This is a genomic window from Erythrobacter cryptus DSM 12079 (assembly GCF_000422985.1).
Classification (GTDB): Bacteria; Pseudomonadota; Alphaproteobacteria; order Sphingomonadales; family Sphingomonadaceae; genus Erythrobacter; species Erythrobacter cryptus.
The window spans coordinates 58,089-83,480 of record NZ_AUHC01000001.1 but is presented as its reverse complement, the minus strand read 5'-3'; the positions used below and the strand labels follow the sequence as shown (position 1 = coordinate 83,480).

General features: G+C 67.4%; 25 protein-coding genes. 14 read left to right on the top strand and 11 right to left on the bottom strand.

Annotation, left to right across the window (positions count from 1 at the left end; genetic code table 11):
* Window positions 1–32: 32 nt before the first annotated feature.
* The 7 genes from G524_RS0100395 to G524_RS0100365 all read right to left on the bottom strand — a co-directional run bounded on the left by G524_RS0100395 (window position 33) and on the right by G524_RS0100365 (window position 5,383).
* Complete coding sequence (locus tag G524_RS0100395) at window positions 33–803, bottom strand: ABC transporter permease (RefSeq protein ID WP_027441926.1); 771 nt, start codon at window positions 801–803, stop codon at window positions 33–35.
* Window positions 800–1,741: an ABC transporter ATP-binding protein gene (locus tag G524_RS0100390; protein WP_027441925.1), complete on the bottom strand. Its 942-nt coding sequence runs from the start codon at window positions 1,739–1,741 to the stop codon at window positions 800–802. The genes G524_RS0100395 and G524_RS0100390 overlap by 4 nt, the downstream gene beginning before the upstream one ends.
* Before the next feature lie 9 nt (window positions 1,742–1,750).
* Window positions 1,751–2,788 carry a tRNA preQ1(34) S-adenosylmethionine ribosyltransferase-isomerase QueA gene (queA, locus tag G524_RS0100385; protein WP_027441924.1) on the bottom strand — a complete coding sequence of 346 codons (1,038 nt, stop codon included), beginning with the start codon at window positions 2,786–2,788 and terminating at the stop codon, window positions 1,751–1,753.
* A 41-nt stretch (window positions 2,789–2,829) separates the two neighbouring features.
* Window positions 2,830–3,567 (bottom strand): peptidylprolyl isomerase, encoded by a 738-nt coding sequence (locus G524_RS0100380; protein ID WP_027441923.1) that lies wholly within the window; start codon window positions 3,565–3,567, stop codon window positions 2,830–2,832.
* Between the two features lie 80 nt (window positions 3,568–3,647).
* Window positions 3,648–4,160 (bottom strand): pantetheine-phosphate adenylyltransferase, encoded by a 513-nt coding sequence (coaD, locus tag G524_RS0100375; protein WP_027441922.1) that lies wholly within the window; start codon window positions 4,158–4,160, stop codon window positions 3,648–3,650.
* Window positions 4,161–4,195: 35 nt separating this feature from the next.
* Window positions 4,196–5,110, bottom strand: a complete 915-nt coding sequence (locus G524_RS0100370) for a polyprenyl synthetase family protein (RefSeq protein ID WP_027441921.1) — start codon at window positions 5,108–5,110, stop codon at window positions 4,196–4,198.
* 3 nt (window positions 5,111–5,113) lie between these two features.
* The gene (locus G524_RS0100365) at window positions 5,114–5,383 is read right to left on the bottom strand and encodes an exodeoxyribonuclease VII small subunit (protein ID WP_027441920.1); all 270 of its coding nucleotides are present in this window, start codon (window positions 5,381–5,383) and stop codon (window positions 5,114–5,116) included.
* A gap of 86 nt (window positions 5,384–5,469) precedes the next feature.
* Between G524_RS0100365 and G524_RS0100360 the strand changes: the two genes are divergently transcribed.
* Genes G524_RS0100360 through purL form a run of 3 tightly spaced genes read left to right on the top strand, consistent with a single transcriptional unit; the run spans window position 5,470 to window position 8,838 of the window.
* Window positions 5,470–5,889 (top strand): DUF2177 family protein, encoded by a 420-nt coding sequence (locus G524_RS0100360; RefSeq protein ID WP_027441919.1) that lies wholly within the window; start codon window positions 5,470–5,472, stop codon window positions 5,887–5,889.
* Between the two features lies 1 nt (window position 5,890).
* Window positions 5,891–6,565, top strand: a complete 675-nt coding sequence (locus G524_RS0100355; RefSeq protein ID WP_027441918.1) for a hypothetical protein — start codon at window positions 5,891–5,893, stop codon at window positions 6,563–6,565.
* A gap of 32 nt (window positions 6,566–6,597) precedes the next feature.
* A complete protein-coding gene (gene purL, locus G524_RS0100350) occupies window positions 6,598–8,838 on the top strand; it encodes a phosphoribosylformylglycinamidine synthase subunit PurL (protein WP_027441917.1) in 2,241 nt (746 codons plus the stop codon).
* A 7-nt stretch (window positions 8,839–8,845) separates the two neighbouring features.
* Here purL and G524_RS0100345 read toward each other — a convergent pair whose 3' ends face one another.
* From G524_RS0100345 to serB, 4 genes are all read right to left on the bottom strand, one after another.
* Window positions 8,846–9,643: a Coq4 family protein gene (locus G524_RS0100345; protein WP_027441916.1), complete on the bottom strand. Its 798-nt coding sequence runs from the start codon at window positions 9,641–9,643 to the stop codon at window positions 8,846–8,848.
* 13 nt (window positions 9,644–9,656) lie between these two features.
* A complete protein-coding gene (locus G524_RS0100340; protein ID WP_027441915.1) occupies window positions 9,657–10,502 on the bottom strand; it encodes a Coq4 family protein in 846 nt (281 codons plus the stop codon).
* Between the two features lie 117 nt (window positions 10,503–10,619).
* Window positions 10,620–12,488, bottom strand: a complete 1,869-nt coding sequence (locus G524_RS14515) for an acyltransferase family protein (RefSeq protein ID WP_051220788.1) — start codon at window positions 12,486–12,488, stop codon at window positions 10,620–10,622.
* Entirely contained in the window at window positions 12,488–13,372 is an 885-nt protein-coding gene (gene serB, locus G524_RS0100330; protein ID WP_027441914.1) for a phosphoserine phosphatase SerB, read from the bottom strand. The genes G524_RS14515 and serB overlap by 1 nt, the downstream gene beginning before the upstream one ends.
* Between serB and miaA the strand changes: the two genes are divergently transcribed.
* The 11 genes from miaA to G524_RS0100275 all read left to right on the top strand — a co-directional run bounded on the left by miaA (window position 13,365) and on the right by G524_RS0100275 (window position 25,391).
* Window positions 13,365–14,321: a tRNA (adenosine(37)-N6)-dimethylallyltransferase MiaA gene (gene miaA, locus G524_RS0100325; RefSeq protein ID WP_027442354.1), complete on the top strand. Its 957-nt coding sequence runs from the start codon at window positions 13,365–13,367 to the stop codon at window positions 14,319–14,321. The two genes, serB and miaA, sit on opposite strands and share 8 nt — an antisense overlap.
* Before the next feature lie 168 nt (window positions 14,322–14,489).
* Window positions 14,490–16,283 carry a biosynthetic-type acetolactate synthase large subunit gene (gene ilvB / locus G524_RS0100320; protein WP_051220787.1) on the top strand — a complete coding sequence of 598 codons (1,794 nt, stop codon included), beginning with the start codon at window positions 14,490–14,492 and terminating at the stop codon, window positions 16,281–16,283.
* Between the two features lie 15 nt (window positions 16,284–16,298).
* A complete protein-coding gene (gene ilvN, locus G524_RS0100315) occupies window positions 16,299–16,814 on the top strand; it encodes an acetolactate synthase small subunit (protein ID WP_036857014.1) in 516 nt (171 codons plus the stop codon).
* Window positions 16,815–16,852: 38 nt separating this feature from the next.
* Window positions 16,853–17,872, top strand: a complete 1,020-nt coding sequence (gene ilvC / locus G524_RS0100310; RefSeq protein ID WP_027441911.1) for a ketol-acid reductoisomerase — start codon at window positions 16,853–16,855, stop codon at window positions 17,870–17,872.
* A 91-nt stretch (window positions 17,873–17,963) separates the two neighbouring features.
* Window positions 17,964–18,617: a YceI family protein gene (locus G524_RS0100305; RefSeq protein WP_027441910.1), complete on the top strand. Its 654-nt coding sequence runs from the start codon at window positions 17,964–17,966 to the stop codon at window positions 18,615–18,617.
* A gap of 45 nt (window positions 18,618–18,662) precedes the next feature.
* The gene (locus G524_RS0100300; RefSeq protein ID WP_027441909.1) at window positions 18,663–19,811 is read left to right on the top strand and encodes an alpha-hydroxy acid oxidase; all 1,149 of its coding nucleotides are present in this window, start codon (window positions 18,663–18,665) and stop codon (window positions 19,809–19,811) included.
* A gap of 94 nt (window positions 19,812–19,905) precedes the next feature.
* The gene (locus tag G524_RS0100295; RefSeq protein WP_027441908.1) at window positions 19,906–20,382 is read left to right on the top strand and encodes a hypothetical protein; all 477 of its coding nucleotides are present in this window, start codon (window positions 19,906–19,908) and stop codon (window positions 20,380–20,382) included.
* Between the two features lie 213 nt (window positions 20,383–20,595).
* Entirely contained in the window at window positions 20,596–22,284 is a 1,689-nt protein-coding gene (gene leuA / locus G524_RS0100290; RefSeq protein WP_027441907.1) for a 2-isopropylmalate synthase, read from the top strand.
* Between the two features lie 75 nt (window positions 22,285–22,359).
* Window positions 22,360–23,169 (top strand): DUF2189 domain-containing protein, encoded by an 810-nt coding sequence (locus tag G524_RS0100285; protein ID WP_084624991.1) that lies wholly within the window; start codon window positions 22,360–22,362, stop codon window positions 23,167–23,169.
* 78 nt (window positions 23,170–23,247) lie between these two features.
* Complete coding sequence (locus tag G524_RS0100280) at window positions 23,248–24,294, top strand: amidohydrolase family protein (protein ID WP_027441905.1); 1,047 nt, start codon at window positions 23,248–23,250, stop codon at window positions 24,292–24,294.
* A gap of 92 nt (window positions 24,295–24,386) precedes the next feature.
* Window positions 24,387–25,391 (top strand): NAD(P)H-dependent flavin oxidoreductase, encoded by a 1,005-nt coding sequence (locus G524_RS0100275; RefSeq protein ID WP_027441904.1) that lies wholly within the window; start codon window positions 24,387–24,389, stop codon window positions 25,389–25,391.
* Window position 25,392: the final 1 nt, after the last annotated feature.

Sequence of the window (25,392 nt, the reverse complement as noted above, 5' to 3'; positions counted from 1 at the left end):
CCAAGGCCGCTCGCCGAGCGGGCCTGCGCGCCTCATTCGCGCAGCCGCCAGCCGGTGCGGAAGATCACCGCGATCACGATCACGCAGGCGAGAAGGAAGCCGAGCGTCAGGCCCAGCGACAAGGCGAAGGGCACGTCCGCGGTGCCGTAGAAGGCGTGGCGCAGCCCGCTCACCAGAAAGGCGATGGGGTTGGCGAGCGCGATCCTGTCCCACGGCGCGGGCAGATCGCGGATCGAATAGAAGGTGCCGCCGAGGAAGGTGAGCGGGGTGAGCACCAGCACCGGGATGATCCCGAGCTTTTCAAAACTGTCGGCCCAGATGCCGAGGATGAAGCCGAACAGGGCAAAGGCGGCGGCCACCAGCATGATGTAGATCACGGCAAGGAGCGGATCGGCGATGGTGTAATCGACGAACAGCCGCGCGGTCAGAAGGATGATCGCGGCAAGGATCAGCCCCTTGGTCATCGCCGCCCCGACAAAGCCAGCGAGCGTCTCGGCCACGCCCACGGGGGCAGAAAGCAGTTCGTAGATCGTGCCGGTAAACCGCGGCATGTAGATGCCGAAGCTCGCATTGCTGGTGGTCTCGCCCAGCATCGTCAGCATCACGAGGCCGGGGATGATGAAGGCGCCATAGGGCACGCCCCCCACCGGCTCCATGCGGGTGCCGATCACCGAGCCGAACACCACGAAATAAAGCGCGGTGGTGAGCACCGGGGCGATCAGCGACTGGAAAGCGGTGCGAAAGGCGCGCGCCATTTCGCGCCGGTAGATCGCCAGCGCGCTCGTCAGGTTGAAGGGGATCATGCCGCCTCCTCGCGCCCGAGCAGATCGACGAAGATGTCCTCGAGCGAGGAATCGCGGATATCGAGGCTGACATAGGCGATGCCCGCCTGCACCAGCGCCTGGGTGAGCCGGGCGACCTCGGCCCTACCCCCGCCCGCGCCGGTGCCGCCGCGATAGACCAGCCGGGTGCGATCGGGCGAAAGCTCTAGGTGGAAGCGCCCGAGCGCCGCCGGCATCGCCGCGAGCGGCGCGGCCAGATCGATCACCGCCTCGGTGGTGCCGAGCCGCTCCATCATCGCCTCCTTGTCATCGACCATCAGGATGCGCCCACCGCGGATGATGCCGACCCGGTCGGCCATCAGCTCTGCCTCCTCGATGTAATGGGTTGTCAGGATGATCGTCACCCCGCGCTGCTTGAGCGCGGCGATCTGTTCCCACATGCCCTTGCGCAGTTCCACATCGACCCCGGCAGTGGGCTCGTCGAGGAACAGGAGGTCAGGCTCGTGCGCCAGCGCCTTGGCGATCAGCACCCGGCGCTTCATCCCGCCCGAGAGCGCGCGGATCTGCGCGTCCTTCTTGTCCCACAGAGAAAGCGCCTTGAGGATCGCCTCGAGCCGCTCGGGATCGCGGCGCCTGCCGAACAGGCCTTGCGAATAGGAAACCGCGCGCCACACGGTCTCGAACATGTCGGTGGCCAGTTCCTGCGGCACCAGCCCGATGCGCGCCCGCGCCGCGCGCCAATCGCGCGCAAGGTCAAGCCCGAAGGCGTGGATGCTGCCCGCGCTCGGGCGCACCAGCCCGCAAACCGCGCCGATCAGCGTGGTCTTGCCCGCGCCATTGGGCCCGAGCAGCGCGAAGATCTCCCCCCGGCGGATGTCGAGATCGACCCCATCGAGCGCGCGGGTGCCGCCGCGATAGGTCTTGGCAAGGCCGCGGATGGACAGGATCGGATCGCTCACCGCCACCGCTTAGGGCAGCAGCAGCGAGGAGTCACCATAGGAATAGAAGCGGTAGCGCTGGGCAATGGCATGGGCATAGGCGGCCAGCATCCGCTCGCGCCCCATCAGCGCGCTCACCAGCATCATCAGGGTCGAGCGCGGCAGGTGGAAATTGGTCATCAGCCCATCGATGGCGCGGAAGCGGTGGCCAGGGGTGATGAAGATATCGGTGTCCCCGGCGAAGGGGTGGATCACCCCGGCCTCATCCACCACGCTTTCGAGCAGGCGCAGCACGGTGGTGCCCACCGCGATGATCCGCCCGCCGGCAGCCCGCGCGGCGTTGAGCCGATCTGCCGTGGCCTGTGAGATGCGGCCGAACTCGGCGTGCATCCGGTGGTCATCGGTATCCTCGGCCTTGACCGGCAGGAAGGTGCCCGCCCCGACATGGAGCGTGAGCACCGCCCGGCCGATCCCGGCGGCATCGATCGCATCGATGAGGCGTGGGGTGAAATGGAGCGAGGCGGTGGGGGCGGCAACGGCGCCATCCTCGCGCGCGAAGATGGTCTGGTAATCCTCGCGGTCCTGTGCATCGACCCCGCGTTTGCTGGCGATATAGGGCGGTAGCGGCATGGTGCCGGCGCGGGTCAGCAGCACCTCGACCGGCTCGTCCCCCTCGAAGAACAAGGTGAACGAGCCATCCTCGTGGCGCTCCTCGGCCCGCGCGCTCACCCCACCGCCAAAGATCAGCCGGTCGCCGATCTTCACCCGCCTGGCGTTGCGCAGGAATGCCTGCCAGCGGCGCAGATCAACCCGCTTGTGCAGCGTCGCCCCGATCCGCGCCGCGCCATCGGCCCGGCGGCCTTCGAGCTGGGCCGGGATCACCCGCGTGTCGTTGAACACCAGCACATCGCCGGGGGCCAGCAGGCGCGGCAGATCGCGCACGCCGCAATCCTCGAAAGGCGCATCGCCCCCGCGCACCACCAGCATCCGCGCCGCATCGCGCGGGCGCACTGGGCGCAGCGCGATCAGCTCCTGCGGGAGGTCGAAATCGAACAGGTCCACCTTCATCGCCCCCGCGCCCTAGCGGCCCTGCGGGGCGGCGCAAACCCCTAGCGCATCGGGGCGCTGAGCATTTCGGCGGTGATCGGCCCCTCCTGCGCGGCTGCCGGGGGCGGCGGGGGCGGCAGGTTGTCGCTCCCCAGCGAGGCCTGGAGGATATAGGTGGGGTTGGCCGGCGGCTCGCCCCGGGCAATCGCGTCCACCCCTTCCATGTTCTCGATCACCCGGCCGAAATTGGTGTAGCGCTTGTCGAGGCTGAAGCGCGGATAGAAGACGATGAAGAACTGGCTGTTGGCGCTGTCCTCATCCGCGGCGCGGGCCATCGAGACAGAGCCGCGCACATGCGGCATGGGATTGAACTCGGCCTTGAGATCGGGAAGCTGGCTGCCGCCCTGCCCGGTGCCGCTGGGATCGCCGCCCTGGGCCATGAAGCCCTCGATCACGCGGTGGAAGGGAACCCCGTTGTAGAAGCCCATGCGGGTCAGGGTCTTGATCCGCTCGACATGATTGGGCGCCCAATCGGGCATGAGGCGGATCTTGACCCGCTGGCCGTTCGACAGATCGAGCACCCAGACATTTTCCGGATCGACCGCCGGATCGAAATTGACCGGCGCATAGGTGCGCATCGGGGCGGGGGCCTCGTCCTTGTCAGCCTTGGTGGCGTTTTCGCCAAAGGCCACGGGCGGGGTGTCATCGCGCTGCTTTTGCGCTGCGGCCGGGCCAGCGGCACAGACCAGCGCCGCAGCGCCGAGAGCAAGAAGGGCAGGAGCAAGCTTGGCTTTGATCATGGTTTCATCCGGTTTGGCGGCGAGGCTTACCCGCGGCGGGCTGACACTGCAATGAATGTTCGTCGCCGCGCCCCCGGCCCCTAGTAATCGCCCCTGAGGCCCCTCTCGCGCACCCGGCCATTGACCTCGGCGCACACCTGCGGGCTGACGAAAGGCGCAATATCGCCGCCATAGAGCGCGATCTCCTTGACCAGCTTGGAAGCGATCGGCTGGAGCGAGACATCGGCCATCAGGAACACCGTCTCGATTCGCTCGTCGAGCTGCTGGTTCATGCCCGCCATCTGGTATTCATATTCAAAGTCGGCCACCGCGCGCAGCCCGCGGATGATTACGCTTGCCCCCTGCTTCTGCGCGAACTTGACGAGCAGCGCATTGAAGCCGACCACCTCGACATTGCCAAGGCCCAGCGCTGCCACCTCGCGCGTGACCATGCGCAAGCGCTCCTCGGTGGAGAACATCGGATCCTTCGATGGATTGGTGGTCACCCCGATGATGAGGTGATCGACCAGCTTGGCGCCGCGCCGGATGATATCGGCATGGCCCAGCGTGATGGGATCGAAGGTTCCGGGATAGATCCCGACGCGGCGTGTCATGATCCTGTCCTCTCCTCGGCGGCCTGTGCCGGCCCCTAGTGATCGCGTTCGACGATGTAGCGGGCGAGCGCGCGCAGCACATCGGCCTCGCTGCCATAGGAGGCGAGGCGCAGCACCGCCTGATCGACCAGCGCCCGGGCCTGTTCGCGCGCCCGCTCGGCCCCGAGCAGGGTGACGAAGGTCTGCTTGCCCTGCCCGGCATCCTTGCGCAGCGCCTTGCCCGCCTTTTCGGCATCGCCCTCGACATCGAGCAGATCATCGGCGATCTGGAAGGCAAGGCCGATGTCGCGGGCATAGGCGCGCAAATGCGCACGCCCCGGCGGGGGCACCTTGCCGAGGATCGCCCCCATCTCCACCGCCGCGGCGAGCAGCGCCCCGGTCTTCAACTGTTGCAGCCGGGTGATCGCGGGCAGATCATAGGTGATGCCCTCCTCATCGGCGACCATGTCCATCATCTGCCCCCCGGCCATGCCGTTCATCCCGCTGGCCTGGCCGAGCGTGAGGATCAGTTCGGAGCGGGTGAAAGGATCCTCGCTGGTGGCATCCTCGGCGAGGATCTCGAAGGCGAGCGCGTGGAGCGCATCGCCGGCGAGGACCGCGGTCGCCTCGTCGAAAGCACGGTGCACGGTGGGCTTGCCGTGGCGCAGATCGTCATTGTCCATGCACGGCAGATCATCGTGGATCAGCGAATAGACATGGATCGCCTCGATCGCCGCGCCCGCGCGCAGCGCCGCGTTGCGGGCCACGCCGAAAAGGCTGGCGGTGCTCACCACCAAGAGCGGGCGCACCCGCTTACCCCCGCCGATCGCGGCATAGCGCATCGCCTCGACCAGCCGCGCGCTGGTGTCTTGGGGAACGGGCAAGAGGGCATCGAAAAGCGAATCGATCTCCGCCTGCACCCGGCCGATCGCCTCGGCGAGCACGTCGCTCCCGGCCTGGACCAGCTCCATCGCCTAGCTTTCCGCGTCGAAGGGGAGGGTGGCAGCGGCGCGGCCATCGGCGGCGGTGACGATCCGCTCGATCCGCGCCTGGGCGGCATCGAGCCGCTGCTGGCAGGCCGCGCGCAGCGCCTCGCCGCGTTCATAGAGGCTGATCGACTGGTCGAGCGGCACGTCCCCGCGTTCGAGCTGCTGCACGATCCGCTCGAGCGCGGCGAGCGCCTCTTCAAAGCTCATCTGCGCGATCTCCGGCGCATCGGCCGGTGCTGGGGTGCCCTCGTCCATGGCGCGGAGCATTGACGGGGCGCAGCGGTGCGGTCAAGGCTGGCGGTGACAAAGCCAGCCACCGATTTGGGGAACCAGCACCCGCCATGCTCAAATGGATCATCGCCTATGGCGTTGCCGCCGCCTCCTTTCTCGCGCTCGATGCGCTGTGGCTGCGCTGGGCCTCGGTCAATCTCTACAAGCCGGTGATCGGGGAGATCATGGCGAGCGAGGTCAATTTCGGCGCGGCGGCGGCCTTCTATCTCATCTACATCGCCGGGATCTGCTGGTTTGCGGTGCGCCCCGGGATCGAGGCGGGCACGCTCCAGGCGGCGATGCTCAACGGCATTCTCCTGGGCGCCCTGTGCTATGCCACCTTCGACCTCACCTCGCAGGCGGTGATGAAGGTGTGGGCCACCCATGTGAGCGTGCTCGATATCCTCTGGGGCGCCTTCGTCACCGGCGCGGCGAGCACCGCGGCGACCTGGGCGGTGCTGCGCCTTGCCCCGGCAGCGCCCGCGGCGTGAGATGTTCATCGGCCACTTCGCCCCGGCCTTCATCGCCGCCGCCGCGATCCCCGAGCGGCCGCGCCTGGGCACCATGTTCGTGGCGGCACAGCTGGTCGATTGGGGCTTCTTCACGCTCGCGCTGATCGGGGTTGAAAGGATGCGGATCGACCCCGGGGCAAGCGTGATGGTGCCCTTCGATCTTTATCACATGCCCTATACCCACAGCCTTGCCGGCACGGCGATATGGGCGGCAGCGTTCCTGCTGGTGGTGGCGCTGCACCAGCGCAGCTGGCTTGCCGGGCTGCTCGCCGGGCTGGTGGTGGCCTCGCACTGGCTGCTCGACTTCATCGTTCATGTGCCCGATCTGACGCTCGCCGGCGCGCCGCCGAAGCTTGGCCTTGGCCTGTGGAACCATCCATGGGCGGCGATGCCGCTCGAACTCGCCCTCACCGCGCTCGCGCTTGGCCACTATCTCAAGCGCACCCGCGGCCCGGCCGGGCCGCCGCTGGTGCTGGCCGGGGTGATGCTGCTGTTTCAGCTGGTCAACTGGTTTGCGCCCCACCCGGCCGAAGCCGGGGCATTGCTCTATCTCCAGGCGCTCCTTGCCTTTGCCGTGCTGAGCGCGCTTGCCGCCTGGGTGGGCAAGAATCGCTGGCCGCGCCAACGCGGCGGCTTGGCCTTGTCGGCGCGGTGATCTAGGGGGCGCGCGCAAGGAGCACGCCTTTCATGACCACCATCACCCCCGAGATCGTCGAACAGCACGGCCTGACCCAAGAGGAATATGCCCGCGTCCTCAAGGCGCTGGGGCGTGCGCCCAATCTGGTGGAACTGGGGATCTTCTCGGTGATGTGGTCGGAGCATTGCTCCTACAAGTCCTCGCGCATCCACCTGAAGAAGCTGCCGACCGAGGCCCCTTGGGTGATCTGCGGCCCGGGCGAGAATGCGGGCGTGATCGATATCGGCGATGGCCAGGCCGCGATCTTCAAGATGGAGAGCCACAACCACCCCTCCTATATCGAGCCCTATCAGGGCGCGGCGACGGGCGTGGGCGGCATCCTGCGCGATGTCTTTACCATGGGCGCGCGCCCTGTTGCCAATGCCAATGCGCTGCGCTTTGGTCGCCCGGAACACCCCCGCATGAAGCATCTGGTTGAAGGCGTGGTCGCGGGGATCGGCGGCTATGGCAATTGCGTGGGCGTGCCCACGATCGCGGGCGAGACCAATTTCCACCCCGCCTATGACGGCAATATCCTGGTGAACGCCATGACCGTGGGCATCGCCGATGCCGACAAGATCTTCTATTCGGCCGCCACCGGGGTGGGCAATCCGATCGTCTATGTCGGCTCCAAGACCGGGCGCGATGGCATCCACGGCGCGACCATGGCGAGCGCCGATTTCGGCGAGGATGCCGAGGCCAAGCGCCCCACCGTGCAGGTCGGCGATCCCTTCACCGAAAAGCTGCTGATCGAGGCCTGCCTCGAATTGATGGCGACCGATGCGATCGTGGCGATTCAAGACATGGGCGCGGCGGGCCTTACCTCCTCGAGCGTCGAGATGGCCTCCAAGGGCGGCGCCGGCATCCGGCTCGACATGAACAAGGTGCCCTGCCGCGAAGAAGGCATGACCCCTTACGAGATGATGCTCTCCGAAAGCCAGGAGCGCATGCTGATGGTCTTGAAGCCCGGCCGCGAGGCAGAGGCCGAGGCGATCTTCAGGAAGTGGGAGCTCGATTTCGCGGTGATCGGCGAGGTCACCGATACCGGGCGCATGGTGCTCGAATGGAACGGCGAGGTGGTGTGCGACATCCCGCTTGCCCCGCTCGCCGATCAAGCCCCGCTCTATGACCGGCCCTATCTCTCCAAGGAGGAATATGCCGCCTGGGCGGGCGTCAAGCCGCTGGGCGAAGTGCCGCAGAGCGATGACGTGGCCGCTGACCTTATCACCTTGATGGCCTCGCCCGATCTTGCCTCGCGCCGCTGGATCGCCGAGCAATATGATTCGCAGGTCGGCGGCGATACGCTCCAGACCGGGGGCGATGCCGGGGTGGTGCGCGTGCATGGCACGAACAAGGCGCTGGCGATCACCACCGATTGCACCCCGCGCTATGTCTTTGCCGATCCCTACGAGGGGGGCAAGCAGGCGATTGCCGAGGCCTACCGCAACCTCATCGCGGTGGGCGCCAAGCCGCTGGCGGTGACCAATTGCCTCAATTTCGCCAATCCCCAGCGGCCCGAGATCATGGCCCAGCTCGTCCATGCGCTCGAAGGCATGGCCGATGCCTGCCGTGCGCTCGATTTCCCGATCGTCTCGGGCAATGTCAGCCTCTACAACGAGAGCAAGGCCACCGGCGGCGGCAGCGCCATCCTGCCCACCCCGGCGATCGGCGGGGTCGGCCTCATCGCCGACAGCGCCCGGATGATGACCATGCATTTCAAGCAGGCGGGCGATGCCATCTATCTCGTCGGGCCGGAATATTGGGCGAGGCCCGATCCCACCCGTTCGCACCTTGGCCGTTCGCTGTGGCTGCGGGTGGTCAAGGGGATGGAAGCCGGGCGCACCCCGCCCACCGATCTGGTGATCGAGCGCGCCGCCGGGCAGATCATCCACGAGCTGATCGCCGATGGCCTTGTCAACGCGGTGCACGACCTTTCCGACGGCGGGCTTGCCGTGGCGCTGGCGGAAATGGCGCTGGCGGGCAATCTCGGGGCCGAAGTCGATGTGCGCGGCAACCCCGCCTACACGCCGGCGCAATGGTGGTTCGGCGAGGATCAGGGGCGCTATCTTGTCACCGTGCCCGATCCCGAAGCGCTCAACCGCGCGCTCGCCAAGGGCACGCGCAATGACGAGACCGCGCAGATCGGCTTCCAGCGCATCGGCACGGTCGGCGGCGATGCCGTCCTCGGCGTGTCGCTGGCGCGTTTGCGCGCCGCGCATGAGCGCTTCTTTGCCGAGTGGATGGAGCGCTGAGCGCGCCTCAGGCCGCCTGCGCCCCCGCCCCGCCCAAGGTCAGTTGCTCGCGCGCCTTGCCCTCGCCCTCGAGGATGGCAAGGCACTGGTGGTAGATCTCCGGCTTGCCGATCCCGAGCCGGGCGCGGGCAGCCTCGATATCCTCGCGCATCAGGGCGGCAATGTCCTGGTGCGCAATGCGCCTGGCGGCGCGACCCAACCGCCGGCCTTCCTTGATCGCGGCATAGAGCGGGGCCTTGGTGCCGGTCACCTTCTTGATCTGCCGCGCGCCGGCATAGGCGATGAACAACAGGCCCTTGTTCAGGTTCTGCTCGTAGGTGAAGCCGAGCAAGCAGGCCTCGCCCAGTGCGTCACGGCCATAGCCGGTGAGCACGTGGAACAGATCGTGGGTGTCGCGCAGGCGATCGAAATACCACTGGGTCTGGTCTTTCGGCAGGCTTTCGGGCGGCGCCCACTTGTGGCTTTCGGCCACCAGGCCCGCTGCCGAGAGGCCTTCGCGCTTCATGAAGGCGATGTAATGCGCCGCAACCGTATTGGGCCCGCAATCGGCCCAGCGCGCGTGATCATCGAGCATCGCCGGCAGATCGCAATCCTCGGCCATCATCCGCCGGCCCTCGGGCGAGCGCAGGAAATCCCAGGCAATGCGGTGGCTGGCCTTGCCCTTGGTCGCCTCGATGATGTGGAAGACCTGCTCGGTGTCCTCCTTGTTTTCGACCAGCTTGCCGAAGTGATGCAGCGCCTTGAGCGGGCGGATGCGCGAGATCCGGCGTTCGGGGGCAACCAGCGGCAGATCGGTCACGGCCATGGCGCGTGTTCCCTCAGACGGCCAGCAGTTCCGGCGCGGCCGGCTGGCGCGCGGCGAGCAGGTCATAGGGATCGATCCCCTCGGCCCGCCAGATGCGGTGGCATTCGCGATAGAGCCGCGGCTCGGGGATGCGCAGCGCGGCGCGCACCTCCTCGATCGGGCGCGGCAACAGATCGCGGATCGATTGCTCGATCAGCGGCGGGGCGCCCTTGCCGGTGCGATGGGCCTCGCGCACCGCGCCGAACACCGGCGCCTTGCTGCCCTGCACCTTCTTGCGGATATTGGCCGCCCCGGCATAACCGATCAAGAGGTGCCCCTGGCTCGGCGCCTGGCCATGGGTGAACAGCAGCACGCATTGTTCGCCCAGCGCATCGCGGCCATAGCCGGTGAGCACGTGGAACAGATCGTGGGTGTCGCGCGAGCGGTTGATGAACCATTCGACAAGATCGGGATAGCGCGGACGCCCGGCGCGCTCATATTCGGCCACGAGGCCAGCCGCCGAAAGCCCTTCAGCCTCCATGAAATCACAGTAGGCATGGGCAAGGCTGCCCTTGGGGGTGCGGCGCAGCGCGGCGTGATCATCGAGGATTTCGGGCAGGAAAGGCTCCTTCGCGCGCAGCTCCTCACCCTTCTCCGACAGGGCAAGGCGCTCCACCCGCGGGAGAAAATCGCGCGAAGGGAGCGATTCGAAGATCTTGAACACCAGCGCGGTGTTCTCCTTGTCCTTGATGAGCTTGCGGAAATTGTTGATGGCGCGAAACGGGCGATAGCGCGCCGGGGGCCGCTCGGGATGGAGCAGCACCGTGCCGTCAGCGGCAAATTTCTGCGTGTAGTCACCTCTCGTTGTGCTCATGTCCATTCTCGCCTGCGATTCCCGTGCGCCAAGCTTATCGGCAGGGATATTAACAAGAGTGTAAATAGATCATCGGCGCGCCCGTCGCAATCCCCGCCAGCGCGCCTCTGCCGCCGCGAGCGATCACTTCATCACGCCCGCGGCGCGGATCGCCTCGGCGACGATCCGGCTGCCCTCGGCGGTGAGGTGGGCATCATCGATGATGAGCGGATAGCCGCTCGTTCCAAGATAGCGGCAATGCGGCGCGCACAGCGCATCGAGCGGCGAGAAATAGGCCGCCCCGCGGCGCCGGGCGATCCTTGCCATCGCTTGATCGAGCGCGCGCCGATCGGGTTTCAGGAAGCCATCGGGCAGGCGCGGATCGCCGCGCGCCGCGCCGAGCGCGAGCAGGCGCGGCACGAACTTCTCGAAGGCCGGGAAAGGCCCCACCACCAGCGCCTTCTGCCCGCGCTCGGCAAGGCGCGCGAGGCTGGCATCGAGCGCGCTTAGATCGCCTTCCTCCCAATAGCCCGCCAGCACCACCAGATCATAGCGCCCAGGCCCGATGCGGCGGGCATAGGCCTCGTCGATCAGGCGGTGGCAGAAGAAATAGCGCTCGGCCCTGGCGCCCGTCACCGGACGGCAGCCGCCGGCGGTGATCTGGCTTATCGCGCTATCCGGAAAGGCGGCCTTGAGGCCCGGCACCAGCATCGCCGCGTGGCTGTCCCCCAGCACCAGCACCTGGCGGCGGCCATCGCTGGGGAGCAGGCAGGCGGCCTCGTCGAGCCGCTGGCTGCGGTGGTGGATGAAGCACTGGCCCGAACGGAAGACCGGATCGATCGGATAGTCGAGCGCGCCCGCCAGCGCGCGCACGCGCGCATCGAAGCGCCCGGGCCAGCCGCCGCTTGCAATCATGCTTGCGCCCGCCAGCCCCAGCGCCAGCGCCGCCCCGCCGCAATAAAGCGCGAGGCGGCGGAAGGGCAGGCCCGGCCGCCGCGCCGGTTCCTCGACGAAGTGGGTGGTGAGCGCTGCCAGCCCCAGCGCGATCAGGCTCGCTGCGACCTGCAGCGGCGCATCGAGCCGCGGTGCCGGCAGGCCCAGCACCAGGAACACGATCACCGGCCAGTGCCACAGGTAAAGCGCATAGGAGATGCGTCCGAGATAGGTGGCTAGCGGCAGGGACAGCGCCCGGCCCACCAGCGTCGGCCCGGCCCGCCCGGCAAGGATGATCGCCGCCGCGCCCGCGCAAGGGACCAGCGCGCGCCAGCCGGGAAAGGGATCGGCGGTGTCAAAGAGGCCCACCGCCGCCGCGATCAGCCCCAGACCGGCAAGCGCCAGGGCCTCGCGCAAGGCCCGAAAGCGCAGGCCCGGCAGCGGGGTAATGACGCACAGCACCCCGGCGACAAACTCCCAGACCCGCGCCGGCAGCAGGTAGAAACTCGCCTGCGGGAAGGCGAGCGAGGCCGCGGCCGAAAGCAGGGCCACACCCACAAGCCCAAGCCACAGCCCCACCCTGCGCCAGCGCATCAGGCCGAGAAGCAGCAGCGGCAGCAGCAGGTAGAACTGCCATTCGACCCCGAGGGTCCACAGGTGCAGCAGCGGCACATCGCCGCTCTCGCCATATTCGAACTGCCCGCGGTGGAAATGGATGTTGGCAGCAAACACCAGCGCGGCGATGAGGCTCTTGCCATAGGCGGCAAGCTCGGCCGGAAGCAGCAGCAATGCCGCGGCGAGCGTGCTCGCCACCAGCACCACCAGCAACGCCGGCACCAGCCGGCGCACCCGGCGGGCAAGGAAGGCGGCATAGGTGAAGCGCCCGGCCTCGTGATCGCGCAGCACGATGCCGCCGATGAGGTAGCCCGAGATCACATAGAACACGTCCACCCCGACAAAGCCGCCGCCAAAGGCGGCAAGCTCGAGGTGGAACAGCAGCACCGCCACCACCGCGATGGCACGCAGGCCCTGGATATCGGGCCGGTAGGCTTCCCGGGCCGGCAGCGCGGGGTTTGGCATCAATCCGCGCGCCAGTCCGCCCGTGCAATGCCGAGCAGGCGCAGCACCGCGGTGAGATCGGCAGTCTCGATCCTGCCATTGGCCGCGGCGCGGGCGCGAGGCTTGGCGCGATAGGCAAAGCCGTAGGTCGCCGCCTCGATCATCGGGATATCATTGGCGCCATCGCCGGTGGCAAGGCTGAGCGCATCGGGGCCGGCAGCGGCCATCTCCTCGAGCAGCGCTGCGGCCTTGACCTGGCTGTCGGTGATCGGGCCGACCAGCCCGCCGGTGAGCCGCCCGCCGGCCACCTCGAGCCGGTTGGCCACCACCCGGTCAAACCCGAGGCGCTCGGCCAAGGGATCGGCGAAGTGATGAAAGCCCCCGGTCACCAGCACGCTGCGCGTGCCCAGCGCCCCCAGGGTTGCCACCAGCGTGCGCGCGCCGGGGGTAAGGGTGATGCGCTCGGCCAGGCAGGTGGCGATCACCGCCTCATCGAGGCCAGCGAGCAGCGCCACGCGCGCGCGCAGCGCCGCGGCAAAATCAAGCTCGCCGAGCATCGCGCGCTCGGTGATCGCGGCGATCTGCTGCTTGATGCCGGCATAATCGGCAAGCTCGTCGATGCATTCCTGCCCGATCATGGTCGAATCCATGTCGGAGACGAAGACCTTCGGCAGGCGGATCGGCGCCGCGCTCACCAGCACATCGACCGGGCCGAACACCGCATCGATCACCGCCAGCACCTGTCCCGGATCGCCTGCCGCAAGCTCAAGCTCGATCACCTCGGGCAGCGCGGCGAGGCGGCGCTTTCCGGCAAGCGCCATCCCCGCCCCGGCGAGCGCCGCGGCCAGCGCATCGAGACGTGTTTCACTTGCCTGCGTCTCTGCTATCAGCCGGGCGATGAGCATCCTGTCTTCTCCATTGCAGCCGGTCGCGCTCATTGCAGGGCCGACCGCCAGCGGCAAGAGCGCGCTTGCGGTGGCGCTCGCGCTGCGGTTGGCAGAGCAAGGCCGCCACGCGGTGGTGATCAATGCCGACAGCGCCCAGGTCTATGCCGATCTGGCCGTGCTTTCGGCCCGGCCGAGCAAGGCCGAGATGCAGGGCGTGCCGCACCGCCTGTTCGGCGCCTGGGACGGGGCCGAGGCGTGCTCGGCCGCGGCCTGGGCGGCGCGGGCGCGCGCGGAGATCGCCGCGGCCCATGCCGGCGGGGCGGTGCCGATCCTGGTGGGCGGCACCGGGCTCTATCTCAAGGTGCTGCTCGAAGGGATCGCGCCGATCCCGGCGATCGATCCCGAGGTGCGCGCCATGGTGCGCAGCCTGCCCGAAGGCGAGGCCTGGCGCCTGCTCCAGCTCGAGGATCCCGAGCGGGCTGCCCTGCTCGATCCGGGCGATCGCCAGCGCATCGCCCGCGCGCTCGAGGTCAAGCGGTCAACCGGAGTGACCCTTGCCGATTGGCAGCAGGCCAGATCGGGCGGGATTGCCGAGGACGTGGCGCTCCACCCGCTCATCATCGAACCCGAGCGCACCTGGCTCTACCGCCGCTGCGATGCGCGCTTTGCCGCGATGCTCGAAGGTGGCGCGATCGCCGAGGTCGAGGCGCTGCTTGCCCGTGGGCTCGATCCGGCACTGCCGGTGATGCGCGCGATCGGCGTCCCCGAGATCGCCGCATATCTTGCCGGCGAGATCACCCATGAGGCGATGGTCGCCGCCGCCAGCCAGGCAACGCGCAACTATGCCAAGCGCCAGCTGACCTGGTTCCGGCGCCAGCCGCCTGCCGATTGGCCGCGCGCCGCGATCGGCGAGGGATATGAAAATATCGACATTGAGGCTCATTTTGCATCTTTATTGCGCGATTAGTTCTTGACTTGTCAGATTGTAACCTCTAGCGCGCCCCTCACGCGGCCCGGTGCACTTCTGCCTGCATCGGGCCGGTTTGCTTGTTATGGGCCTTGCGCCTTGGTGCGATGCCCGCCTGCCCTTCCCCCCGTGCCTTCGCAGGGTGCGGGCCAATGATGGAGTGATCCCGTGCCCGGCCAGCCGGACCATGCCCCGCCCACCAACGGCGCCCCCGCGCTCAGCGGGGCGGCGATCCTGGTGCAATGCCTGATCGAACAGGGGGTGGAATATGTCTTCGGCTATCCCGGGGGCGCGGTGCTGCCGATCTATGACGAACTTTTTGGCGATGAGCGCATCCGCCACATCCTCGTGCGCCACGAGGCCGGCGCGGCCCACGCCGCCGAGGGCTATGCCCGCGCCACCGGCAAGCCGGGGGTGGTGCTGGTCACCTCGGGCCCGGGGGCGACCAATGCCATCACCGGGATCGCCGATGCCTGGATGGATTCGATCCCGCTGGTGGTGATCACCGGGCAGGTGCCAACCACGCTGATCGGCACCGATGCCTTCCAGGAAGCCGATACCATCGGCATCACCCGCCACTGCACCAAGCACAATTATTTGGTGAAGGACCCGGCCGATCTGGCCGCCACGATCAAGGAGGCCTTTCGCATCGCCACCACCGGTCGGCCCGGCCCGGTGGTGATCGACATTCCCAAGAACGTCCAGATCGCCGTGCCTTCAGAGCGCCGCGCGGTGGTGCGTGCCGGCACCCACCGCTATGCCCCGCAGATGGTGGCGCCGCCCGAGCAGATCCTCGAGGCGGTGGAGATGATCGCCGCGGCCGAGCGCCCGATCCTCTACACCGGCGGCGGGGTGATCAATTCCGGCCCCGCGGCAAGCGCGCTGCTGCGCCGGTTCCAGGATCTGACCAGCGCGCCGGTGACCTCGACCCTGATGGGGCTTGGCGCCTTTCCGGCGAGCCATCCGGACTGGCTCGGGATGCTGGGGATGCACGGCACCTATGAAGCCAACATGGCGATGAACCAGTGCGACGTGATGGTGTGCATCGGCGCGCGTTTCGATGACCGGGTGACGGGCAGGCTCGATGCCTTTTCGCCGGGTTCGAAGAAGATCCACATCGATATCGACCGCTCCTCGATCAACAAGACCGTGGCGGTCGATCTGGGGATCGTGGGTGATTGCGCCACGGTGCTCGAACAGCTGATCGCCGCCTGGGGCACGCGCACGGCGCGCAACCTCGGCGAATGGAAGGCGCGGATCGCCGGCTGGCGCGCGCGCGAGTGCCTCGCCTATCCCGAACGCAGCGCCAAAAACCCGGGCATGATCATGCCGCAACGCGCGGTCGAGCGGCTCTATGCCCTCACCCGGGCGCGCAATCCGATCATCACCACCGAGGTGGGCCAACACCAGATGTGGGCGGCGCAATATTTCGGCTTCGAGGAGCCGAACCGGTGGCTCACCAGCGGCGGTCTGGGCACCATGGGCTATGGCCTGCCCGCCGCGATCGGCGCGCAGCTGGGCCACCCGCACGCACTGGTGATCGACATTGCCGGCGAAGCCAGCATCCAGATGAACATCCAGGAACTGGGCACCGCCTCGCAATATCGCCTGCCGGTCAAGGTCTTCATCCTCAACAACGAATACATGGGGATGGTGCGCCAGTGGCAGGAGCTGACCTACGAGAGCCGCTATTCCAATTCCTATTCCGACAGCCTCCCCGATTTCGTGAAACTGGCCGAGGCCTATGGCTGGAAGGGCATCCGCATCCACGAGGAGCGCGAGCTTGACGATGGCATCATGCGGATGCTCGATCATCCCGGCCCGGTGATGGTCGATTGCCTCGTCGCGCCCGATGCCAATTGCCTGCCGATGATCCCCTCGGGCGCGGCGCATACCGACATGCTGCTCTATGGCGATGCGATGGGCGGCACCATGGACGATGAAGCCAAGGCGCTGGTCTAGGAACGCCCCATGCCGATGAAGATTGCCGAAAGCCCCTCCGAGCGGCACGTGCTCACCGTGATGGTGGACAACGAGCCGGGGATCCTGGCCAAGATCACCGGGCTGTTCACCGCGCGCGGCTACAATATCGACAGCCTCACGGTGGCCGACATCACCGAGGATCACGCGGTCAGCCGCATCACCATCGTCACCAATGGCCCGCCGCAGGTGATCGACCAGATCGAGGCGCAGCTCGAGAGGCTGGTGCCGGTGCACAAGGTGATCGATCTCACCACCGCAGGCCCGCATGTCGAGCGCGAACTGGCGCTCATCAAGGTGGCCGGGGTGGGCGAGAAGCGGGTCGAGGCGCTGCGCCTTGCCGATATCTTCCGCGCCCGGCCGGTCGATACCACCACCGAGAGCTTCATCTTCGAGATCACCGGCCCACCCGACAAGGTGGACAGCTTCATCGCCCTGATGCGCGAGCTGGGCCTCGTCGAGGTCGGGCGCACCGGCATCGTCGGGATGATGCGCGGGGCGCAGGGTATCTGAACAATCCCCGATAATTCAAACCACAAGAGAGACAAGTGATGAAAGTCTATTACGACGCCGACGCCGATCTCAACCTCATCAGGCCCAAGAAGATCGCGATCCTCGGCTATGGCAGCCAGGGCCATGCCCATGCCCAGAACCTGCGCGATTCGGGCGTGGCCGAAGTCGCGATCGCGCTGCGCGAAGGCTCGGCCACCGCGAAGAAGGCTGAAAGCGCCGGGTTCAAGGTGCTCTCCAACACCGCCGCGGCGCAGTGGGCCGATATCCTGATGATCCTCGCGCCCGACGAGCATCAGGCGGCGATCTGGGAGAATGACCTCAAGGGCCACATGAAGCCGGGCAGCGCGCTCGCCTTTGCCCACGGGCTCAACATCCATTTCGGCCTGATCGAGCCTCCGTCCGATATCGACGTCATCATGATCGCGCCCAAGGGCCCGGGCCACACGGTGCGCAGCGAATATGTCAAGGGCGGCGGGGTGCCCTGCCTCATCGCCGTGCACCAGGATGCGAGCGGCGCGGCGCATGATATCGCGCTTGCCTATGCCAGCGCCGTGGGCGGTGGGCGCAGCGGCATCATCGAGACCAATTTCCGCGAGGAGTGCGAGACCGACCTGTTCGGCGAACAGGCGGTGCTGTGCGGCGGGATCACCCACCTCATCCAGGCGGGTTTCGAGACCCTGGTCGAGGCCGGCTATGCCCCCGAAATGGCCTATTTCGAGTGCCTGCATGAAACCAAGCTGATCGTCGATCTGCTTTATGAAGGCGGCATCGCCAATATGCGTTATTCCATCTCGAACACCGCCGAATATGGCGACATCACCACGGGCCCGCGCATCATCACCGCCGAGACCAAGGCCGAGATGAAACGCGTGCTCGCCGACATCCAGTCGGGCCGCTTCGTCAAGAACTTCGTGCTCGACAACCGCGCCGGCCAGCCCGAACTCAAGGCCGCGCGCAAGGCCGCCGCGGCCCATCCGATCGAGCAGACCGGCGCCCGGCTGCGCGCGATGATGCCGTGGATCGCCGCCAACAAGCTGGTGGACAAGGAGAAGAACTGAGGCGGGCAGCGCCGCGCTTGGGGACAGTCCGGGGAACGCGGGTGCGGGCTTGAGGATTGGAGCGGTGCACCAGGAAGGAGGGCCTTTGCCGATGCACCGCTCTTACGCCATTGCCGCCGCCGCACTCGCGCTCGTTGCCGGGACCGCGGCCTTTGCCCCGGCGCTCACCGCGCAAGGCGCGCCTGAGCTTCCCGGCGCGCCTGATCCGGCGCGCGTGGTTGCCGGAACCTACACCGCCGACCCGGCCCATTCGCTCATCGCCTTCGAGGTCAACCACTTCGGCTTCAACGACTATTACGGCCTCTTCGGCGATGTTGCCGGCACGCTCACGATCGATCCGGCCAATCCCGATGCCGCCAAGGTCGATGTCACCATCCCCATCGCCAGCGTCACCACCGCCAGCAAGGGGCTGACCGAACACCTGCTGCGCCCCGGCAAGGAGGGCGCGGCGCCCGATTTCTTCGGCCCGGCGCCTGCCCCGGCGCGCTTCGTTTCCACTTCGGTCAAGGCCGAAGGAATGACGGCGGTGATCACCGGCGACCTCACGCTCAACGGCGTCACCAAGCCCGTCACCTTCGTGGCCGAGTTCACCGGCGCGGGCACCAATCCCTTCAACAAGAAGGCGACCATCGGCTTCGAGGCCGAGACCAGCATCAAGCGCTCGGACTTCGGGGTCAATTACGGCATTCCCTTTGTCAGCGACGAGGTCGAACTCGATATCAGCGTGGCTTTCGAGAAGCCCTGAGCCCTCTCGACAGCGGGCCGGCAATGCGGCAGGCGAGGCGCTGCCATGCGCCTAGCCGATTGCCACAATATCGAGGATTTCCGCGCCCTCGCCCGCGCCCGCCTGCCCTTTCCCGTGTTCGACTATATCGACGGGGCGGCCGATGACGAGATCACCAGGGCGCGCAACACCGCCGCCTTTGCCGAGGTCGATCTGGTGCCCGACGTGCTTGCCGGGGTGGAACACATCGACACCTCCTGCACCATTCTCGGGCGCCGCTCGCCGCTGCCGCTGATGCTCTCGCCCACTGCGGTGCAGCGCGCCTTCCACTGGCAGGGCGAAACCGCGGTGGCCCGCGCCGCGGCGAAGTTTGGCCTGTGGTTCGGCATCTCCAGCCTCGCCACCCGCTCGATCGAGGAAATCGCCGCGCTCACCAGTGGCCCCAAGCTGTTCCAGCTCTATGTCCACAAGGACAAGGGCCTCAATGATCACATGATCGCGCGTTGCAAGGCAGCGGGCTTCGATGCCCTGGCGCTGACGGTGGACACCATCGTTTCGGGCAAGCGCGAGCGCTGCCTGCGCTCGGGCTTCACCACCCCGCCGCGCTTCACCACGCGGGCGCTGTGGAGCTATGCCACCCGCCCGCGCTGGACGCTCGACTATCTCCTGCGCGAGAGATTCCGCCTGCCCAATCTCGAAACCCACGTCGCCGAAGGCACCCGCAAGGCGGTGAGCATTGCCGAATATTTCAACACCATGCTCGATGTCTCGATGGACTGGGAGACCGCCGCGCGCATCCGCGAGAACTGGGGCGGAACCTTCGTGCTCAAGGGGGTGATGAGCGCGGGCGATGCGCGCCGCGCGGTCGAGATCGGGGCCGATGCGATCATGATCTCGAACCACGGCGGGCGCCAGCTCGACGGCAGCCGCGCGCCGTTTGACCAGCTTCCGGAGATCGTTGATGCGGTGGGCGGCAAGATCGAGATCATCTGCGATGGCGGCATCCGCCGCGGCACCCATGTCTTGAAGGCGCTGTGCAGTGGCGCCAGCGCGGCCTCTGGCGGGCGGCTCTATCTCTACGCCCTCGCCGCCGCGGGAGAGGCCGGGGTCGCGCGCGCGCTGGCCATCCTCAAGGACGAGATCGAGCGGGGGATGCGGCTGATGGGGGTGAAGCACATCGCCGAGCTCACCCCCGATCGGCTGCGGCGCCGCTGAGCCGCGCGCGCCCCGGGCGGGGGCGGGCCTGTCATAAACCGGTAACGCAAGGGGCGCTTGGAGGCGGCGCGATTCTGCGAGGGAGCCTTCCGCCATGACCAGCCTTGCCCCGTCCTTGCGCCTTCTGTCGCTCACCGCTGCGGTGCTGGCGCTGGCAGCCTGTGGGAGCGCGCCCGAACAGCCGGGCAATGATGCCGAGAGCTTTGCCGCGCGCATCGGCCAGGCTGGTGCCACCCCCGCCACCGGGGCAAGCGCGGTCCCCACCCCGCTCGCCACCGCCACGCCGGTTGTCGCCAAGCCCCTGCCCGGCGCCGCGCCCGGGCCTTTTGCCCGCGGCACCCTTACTGATCCTGCCGCGCGCACCTGCGGGGCGCCGCTGATGGGTCCCTTCATCGGCAAGCCGGCGGACGCGGCCACCCGGGCCGAGATCGTCAAGGTACTGGGGCGCAGCGACAACCTACGCTTCGTGGCCTATGGCACGCCGGGCTTCGTCAACCCCGATCCCACCAATCCGCGCCTCTCGATCATGCTCGATGCGCAGAACATCATCCGCGACGCGCGCTGCGGCTAGCCGCCCCCTTCCCGCGCCCCCGAGCGATTCCGCCCTTGCGCGCGCCGGCAAGACTCGGCAAAGAGCCTGCCCATGAACCGCACCGGCCTTGCGCTGCTTCGACTTATGCGCCCTTGGGCGTAGGCCGCCGCGTGCGTGAAATGGCGCGGCGCCCCGCCCAAGGGTCACCGCCGCAGCCTTTCCCGCCTCGATAACGCGACGAGCTTTTCTCCCATGCCGATGCTCACCGATCCTTCCGCCAAATATCGCCCCTTCGGCCAGATCGACCTTCCCGATCGCCAATGGCCCAGCCGGGTGATCACCAAGGCCCCGCGCTGGCTTTCCACCGATCTGCGCGATGGCAACCAGTCGATCATCGATCCCATGGACGCGGTGAAGAAGCGCCGCTTCCTCGATCTCTTGGTCGAGATCGGCTTCAAGGAGATCGAGATCGGCTTTCCCAGCGCCGGGGCAACCGAGTTCGATTTCATTTCCGGCCTGGTGCGCTCGGGCGCGATTCCCGATGACGTGATCGTCCAGGTGCTCACGCAAAGCCGCGAGGATCTGATCCGCACCAGCTTTGCCAGCCTCGAAGGGGCGCGTGCGGCGATCGTCCACCTCTACAACGCGGTCAGCCCGGCCTGGCGCGAGATCGTGTTCCGGATGAGCAAGGACGAGGTCAAGGCCATTGCCGTTGCGGGCGCCAAGGTGATGCGCGACGAGGCGGCGCGCTATCCGGGCACGCAGTGGCACTTCCAGTACTCGCCCGAGACCTTCTCCACCGCCGAACTCGATTTTTCCATCGAGGTCTGCGCCGCGGTGATGGAGGTGCTCGCGCCCACGCCCGAGCGCCCGATCATCCTCAACCTGCCGGCCACGGTCGAGGCGGCAACCCCCAACATCTATGCCGACCAGATCGAATATTTCTGCCGCCACCTGCCCAATCGGCAAAGCGCGGTGATCAGCTTGCACACCCATAATGACCGCGGCACCGGCGTGGCGGCGGCGGAACTCGGCCTGATGGCCGGCGCAGACCGGGTCGAGGGCTGCCTGTTCGGCAATGGCGAGCGCACCGGCAATTGCTGCCTCGTCACCATGGCGCTCAACCTCTACACCCAAGGGATCGCCCCGGGGCTCGATTTCTCGGATATCGACCGGGTGATCGAGACGGTGGAATATTGCAACGCCATCCCCGTCCATCAGCGCCACCCCTATGGCGGCGAGCTGGTCTATACCGCCTTTTCCGGCAGCCATCAGGATGCGATCAAGAAAGGCTTCGAGGCGCGCGAGCGGCAGAACGATGGCACCTGGCGCGTGCCCTATCTGCCGATCGATCCGGCCGATCTCGGGCGCACCTACGAGGCGGTGATCCGGGTCAATTCGCAATCGGGCAAGGGCGGCTTTGCCTGGGTGCTGGAGAAGGACCAGGGCCTCAAGCTGCCCAAGAAGATGCAGGCCGATTTCTCCCGCCATGTCCAGCGGCTGGCCGACGAGTTGGGGCGCGAGCTGGCCGCGGCCGACATCTGGGATGCCTTCCGCCGCGCCTATCACGTCAAGACCCATCCCAAGCACTTCCAGCTGGTGCGCTACGAGGAAAGCCGCGCGGCTGACGGCACCCGCATCTTTGCCGGCACGATCGCGGTCGATGGCCGCGAGCAATCGGTCTCGGGCCGCGGCAACGGGCTGATCTCGAGCGTGATCACCACGCTGCGCGAGGCCTTCGGCGTCACGCTCGAAGTGGTGGACTATACCGAACATGCCCTGGGCGCCGGCACCGATGCGCGCGCCGCTGCCTATCTCGAATGCCGCGATGCGGCCGGACGCACGATCTGGGGCTGCGGGATCGACGAGGATGTCGCCACCGCCAGCGTGCGCGCGGTGCTGAGCGCGGCCAACAGTGCGGTGGCCCTCGCCGAAGCCTGAGGCGGTCGCGCCCGCTTGCACCAGCGCCCATTTGCGCGCAGATTTGCCCCACACACGGCAGGCGGGGAGGCGCGCATGGCAGTGTCAGGCACGGATGACGCGGCAGGGCTGGCGCAAGGCGCGGGGCTTGCCCCTGTGCCGCAGGTGGCAGGCAGGCTCGCCCTTGGCGATCTTGGCGCGGCGCTCAAGGCGGGCGCGCAAGATTTTGCGGCGATGCCGCGCTTCGGCCTCTTCTTCGGCGGGGTCTATGTGCTCGCAGGGCTACTTATCGGCTGGGCCAGTCTTGCTGGCGGCGAACCAAGCTGGCTGATCCCGGCGATCGCGGGCTTCCCGCTGGTGGCGCCCTTCGTCGCGGTCGGCCTTTATGAAGCCAGCCGCCGGCGCGAGCGCGGCGAGCCGCTGGTCTGGCGCGCGGTGCTAGGGGCGCTCAAGGGCCACGGGGATGACCAGATCCTCTCGATGGGGGTGATCGTGTTTGTCGCCTTTGCCTTCTGGATGATCATCGCCCATGCGATCTTCGCGATCTTCATGGGCACCAGCGGCATGGGTGCCAGTCCGACCGAGGCGCTGGCGGTGCTGCTGGCACCATCTGGTCTAGCTATGCTGGCGGTGGGCAGCGCGGTCGGCGGGGTGCTGGCGCTCGCCTTCTATGCCATGACGGTGGTGAGCCTGCCGCTGCTGGTTGACCGCAAGGTCGATTTCCTCACCGCGATCATCACCAGCCTCAAGGTGGTGCGCACCCACCCCGTGGTGATGCTCGCCTGGGCGGGGCTGATCGCCGCGGTGCTGCTCGCCGCGCTGATCCCGGCCTTTCTCGGACTCATCATCGCCCTGCCGGTGCTGGGACACGCCACCTGGCACCTCTATCGCCGGGCGGTTGTCTGATTGTGGAATGACGCGGGCCCTCGCACGGGTTAGGTCTTGGGCCAGACACGCACCGCAAGAGCGCGCAAGGGAGAGCCCATGACCGAAGAAATCCTCGAACCCGATCTGCCGATCATCGATCCGCACCATCACCTGTGGGATCTGCGCCCGCTGATGCCGATGTTCCCCGAGCCGCGGCACCCCTTCATCGCCGCGCTGGTGGACAATGCCTATTACACCTTCGACCAGCTCCACGCGCACCTTTCGGAGAGCGGCCATAAGATCCTCGGCACGGTGTTCATGGAATGCGGCGCCTTCTACAACGGCGCCTATGGCGAGGCATTGAAGCCCGTGGGCGAGGTCGAATATGTGAACGGCGTCGCCGCCCAGAGCGCGAGCGGGCTCTATGGCCCGCAAGCTTACTGCGCCGGGATTATCGGCCATGCCAATCTCCTGCTCGGCAGCGGCGCGGGCGCGGTGCTCGATGCGCTGCAGGAGGCCGCCCCGCGCCGGTTCCGCGGGATTCGCCACCAGGGCGCCTGGGATGCCGATCCCGAAGTGCTCGGCCCGCCCTTCCACGCGCCCGAAGGCCTTTACCGCGATAGCGCCTTCCGCGCCGGCTTTGCCGAGCTGGCGCGGCGCGGCCTCACCTTCGATGCCTGGGTGCTCGAGCCGCAATTGCCCGATGTGATCGACCTTGCGCGCGCCTTTCCCGATCAGCCGATCTGCCTTGACCATTGCGGCACGCCGCTGGGCGTTGCCAGCTACAAGGGCAGGCTGCACGAGCGTTTCGACATCTGGCGCCGCAACATCCACGAGCTTGCGCGCTGCGAGAACGTGGTGGTCAAGCTCGGCGGGCTGGCCATGGCCTTTTGCGGCCTGCCCGAGGATGGCCCTGCCGCGGGCCACGGCTCGGAACATCTCGCCGCGCTCTGGCGCCCCTATATCGAGACCTGCATCGAGGCCTTCGGGCCAGACCGGGCGATGTTCGAGAGCAACTATCCGGTTGACTATTGGGGGGCCGATTACGCGGTGCTGTGGAATGCCTTCAAGCGCCTCACCCGCGCGATGAGCGCCGAGGAGAAGGCCGCGCTCTATGCCGGCACCGCGGCGCGCTTCTATGGCCTCGAGGAGCTGCTCGCCTGAGCCTTGGCTTCCCATCAAAAACGCGCTTGGCAGGGGCGGAACCGGCGCTTTAGAGGCGGGTTGAAGCCGAAACACGTTTTGAGGAGAAACCGATGCCGCTTCCCGCTCCGTTTGATCGCCTGCGCCTGCCGCTGATCGGCTCGCCGCTGTTCATCGTCTCGGGGCCGGAACTGGTGATTGCCCAGTGCAAGGCCGGGATCATCGGCAGCTTCCCGGCCCTCAATGCCCGGCCGCAATCGCTGCTCGATGAATGGCTCCATCAGATCACCGAGGAGCTGGCCAAGCACAACCGCATGCACCCCGATCGCCCGGCGGCGCCCTTTGCCGTCAACCAGATCATCCACAAGACCAATGACCGGGTCGAGGCCGACATGGCGACCTGCGAGAAGTGGCAGGTGCCGATGATCATCACCTCGCTCGGCGCGCGCGAGGAGGTCTATCAGGCGGTCAGGAACTGGGGCGGGATCACCATGCATGATGTGATCAACAACCGCTTTGCCGAAAAGGCGATCGCCAAGGGCGCCGATGGCCTCATCCCGGTGGCCGCCGGGGCGGGTGGCCATGCCGGCGCGCTCTCGCCCTTCGCGCTTATGCAGGAAATCCGCGAATGGTTCGATGGGCCGGTGGCGCTCTCGGGCGCGATCGCCCACGGCGCCTCGATCCTTGCCGCCCAGGCGCTGCGCGCCGATTTTGCCTATGCCGGAAGCGCCTTCATCGCCACCCGCGAGGCCAATGCCGCCGAGGCCTACAAGCAGGCGATCGTGGAAGGGACGGCCGAGGGCATCGTTTACACCAACCTCTTCACCGGGGTGCATGGCAATTACCTGCGCTCCTCGATCGTGGCCGCCGGGCTCGATCCCGACAACCTGCCCGAGAGCGATCCGAGCAAGATGAACTTCGGCAGCGGCGGCAACACCAAGGCCAAGGCGTGGAAGGACATCTGGGGATCAGGCCAGGGGATCGGCACGATCAAGCAGGTCGGCACGGTCGAAGATCTGGTCGCCCGGCTTGAGCGCGAATATCACGCCGCCAAGGCCGCGCTGCTGGCCAAGTCCGACTTCACCCCCTGGGCGGCGCTGGCCGAGGCGGCGGAATAGG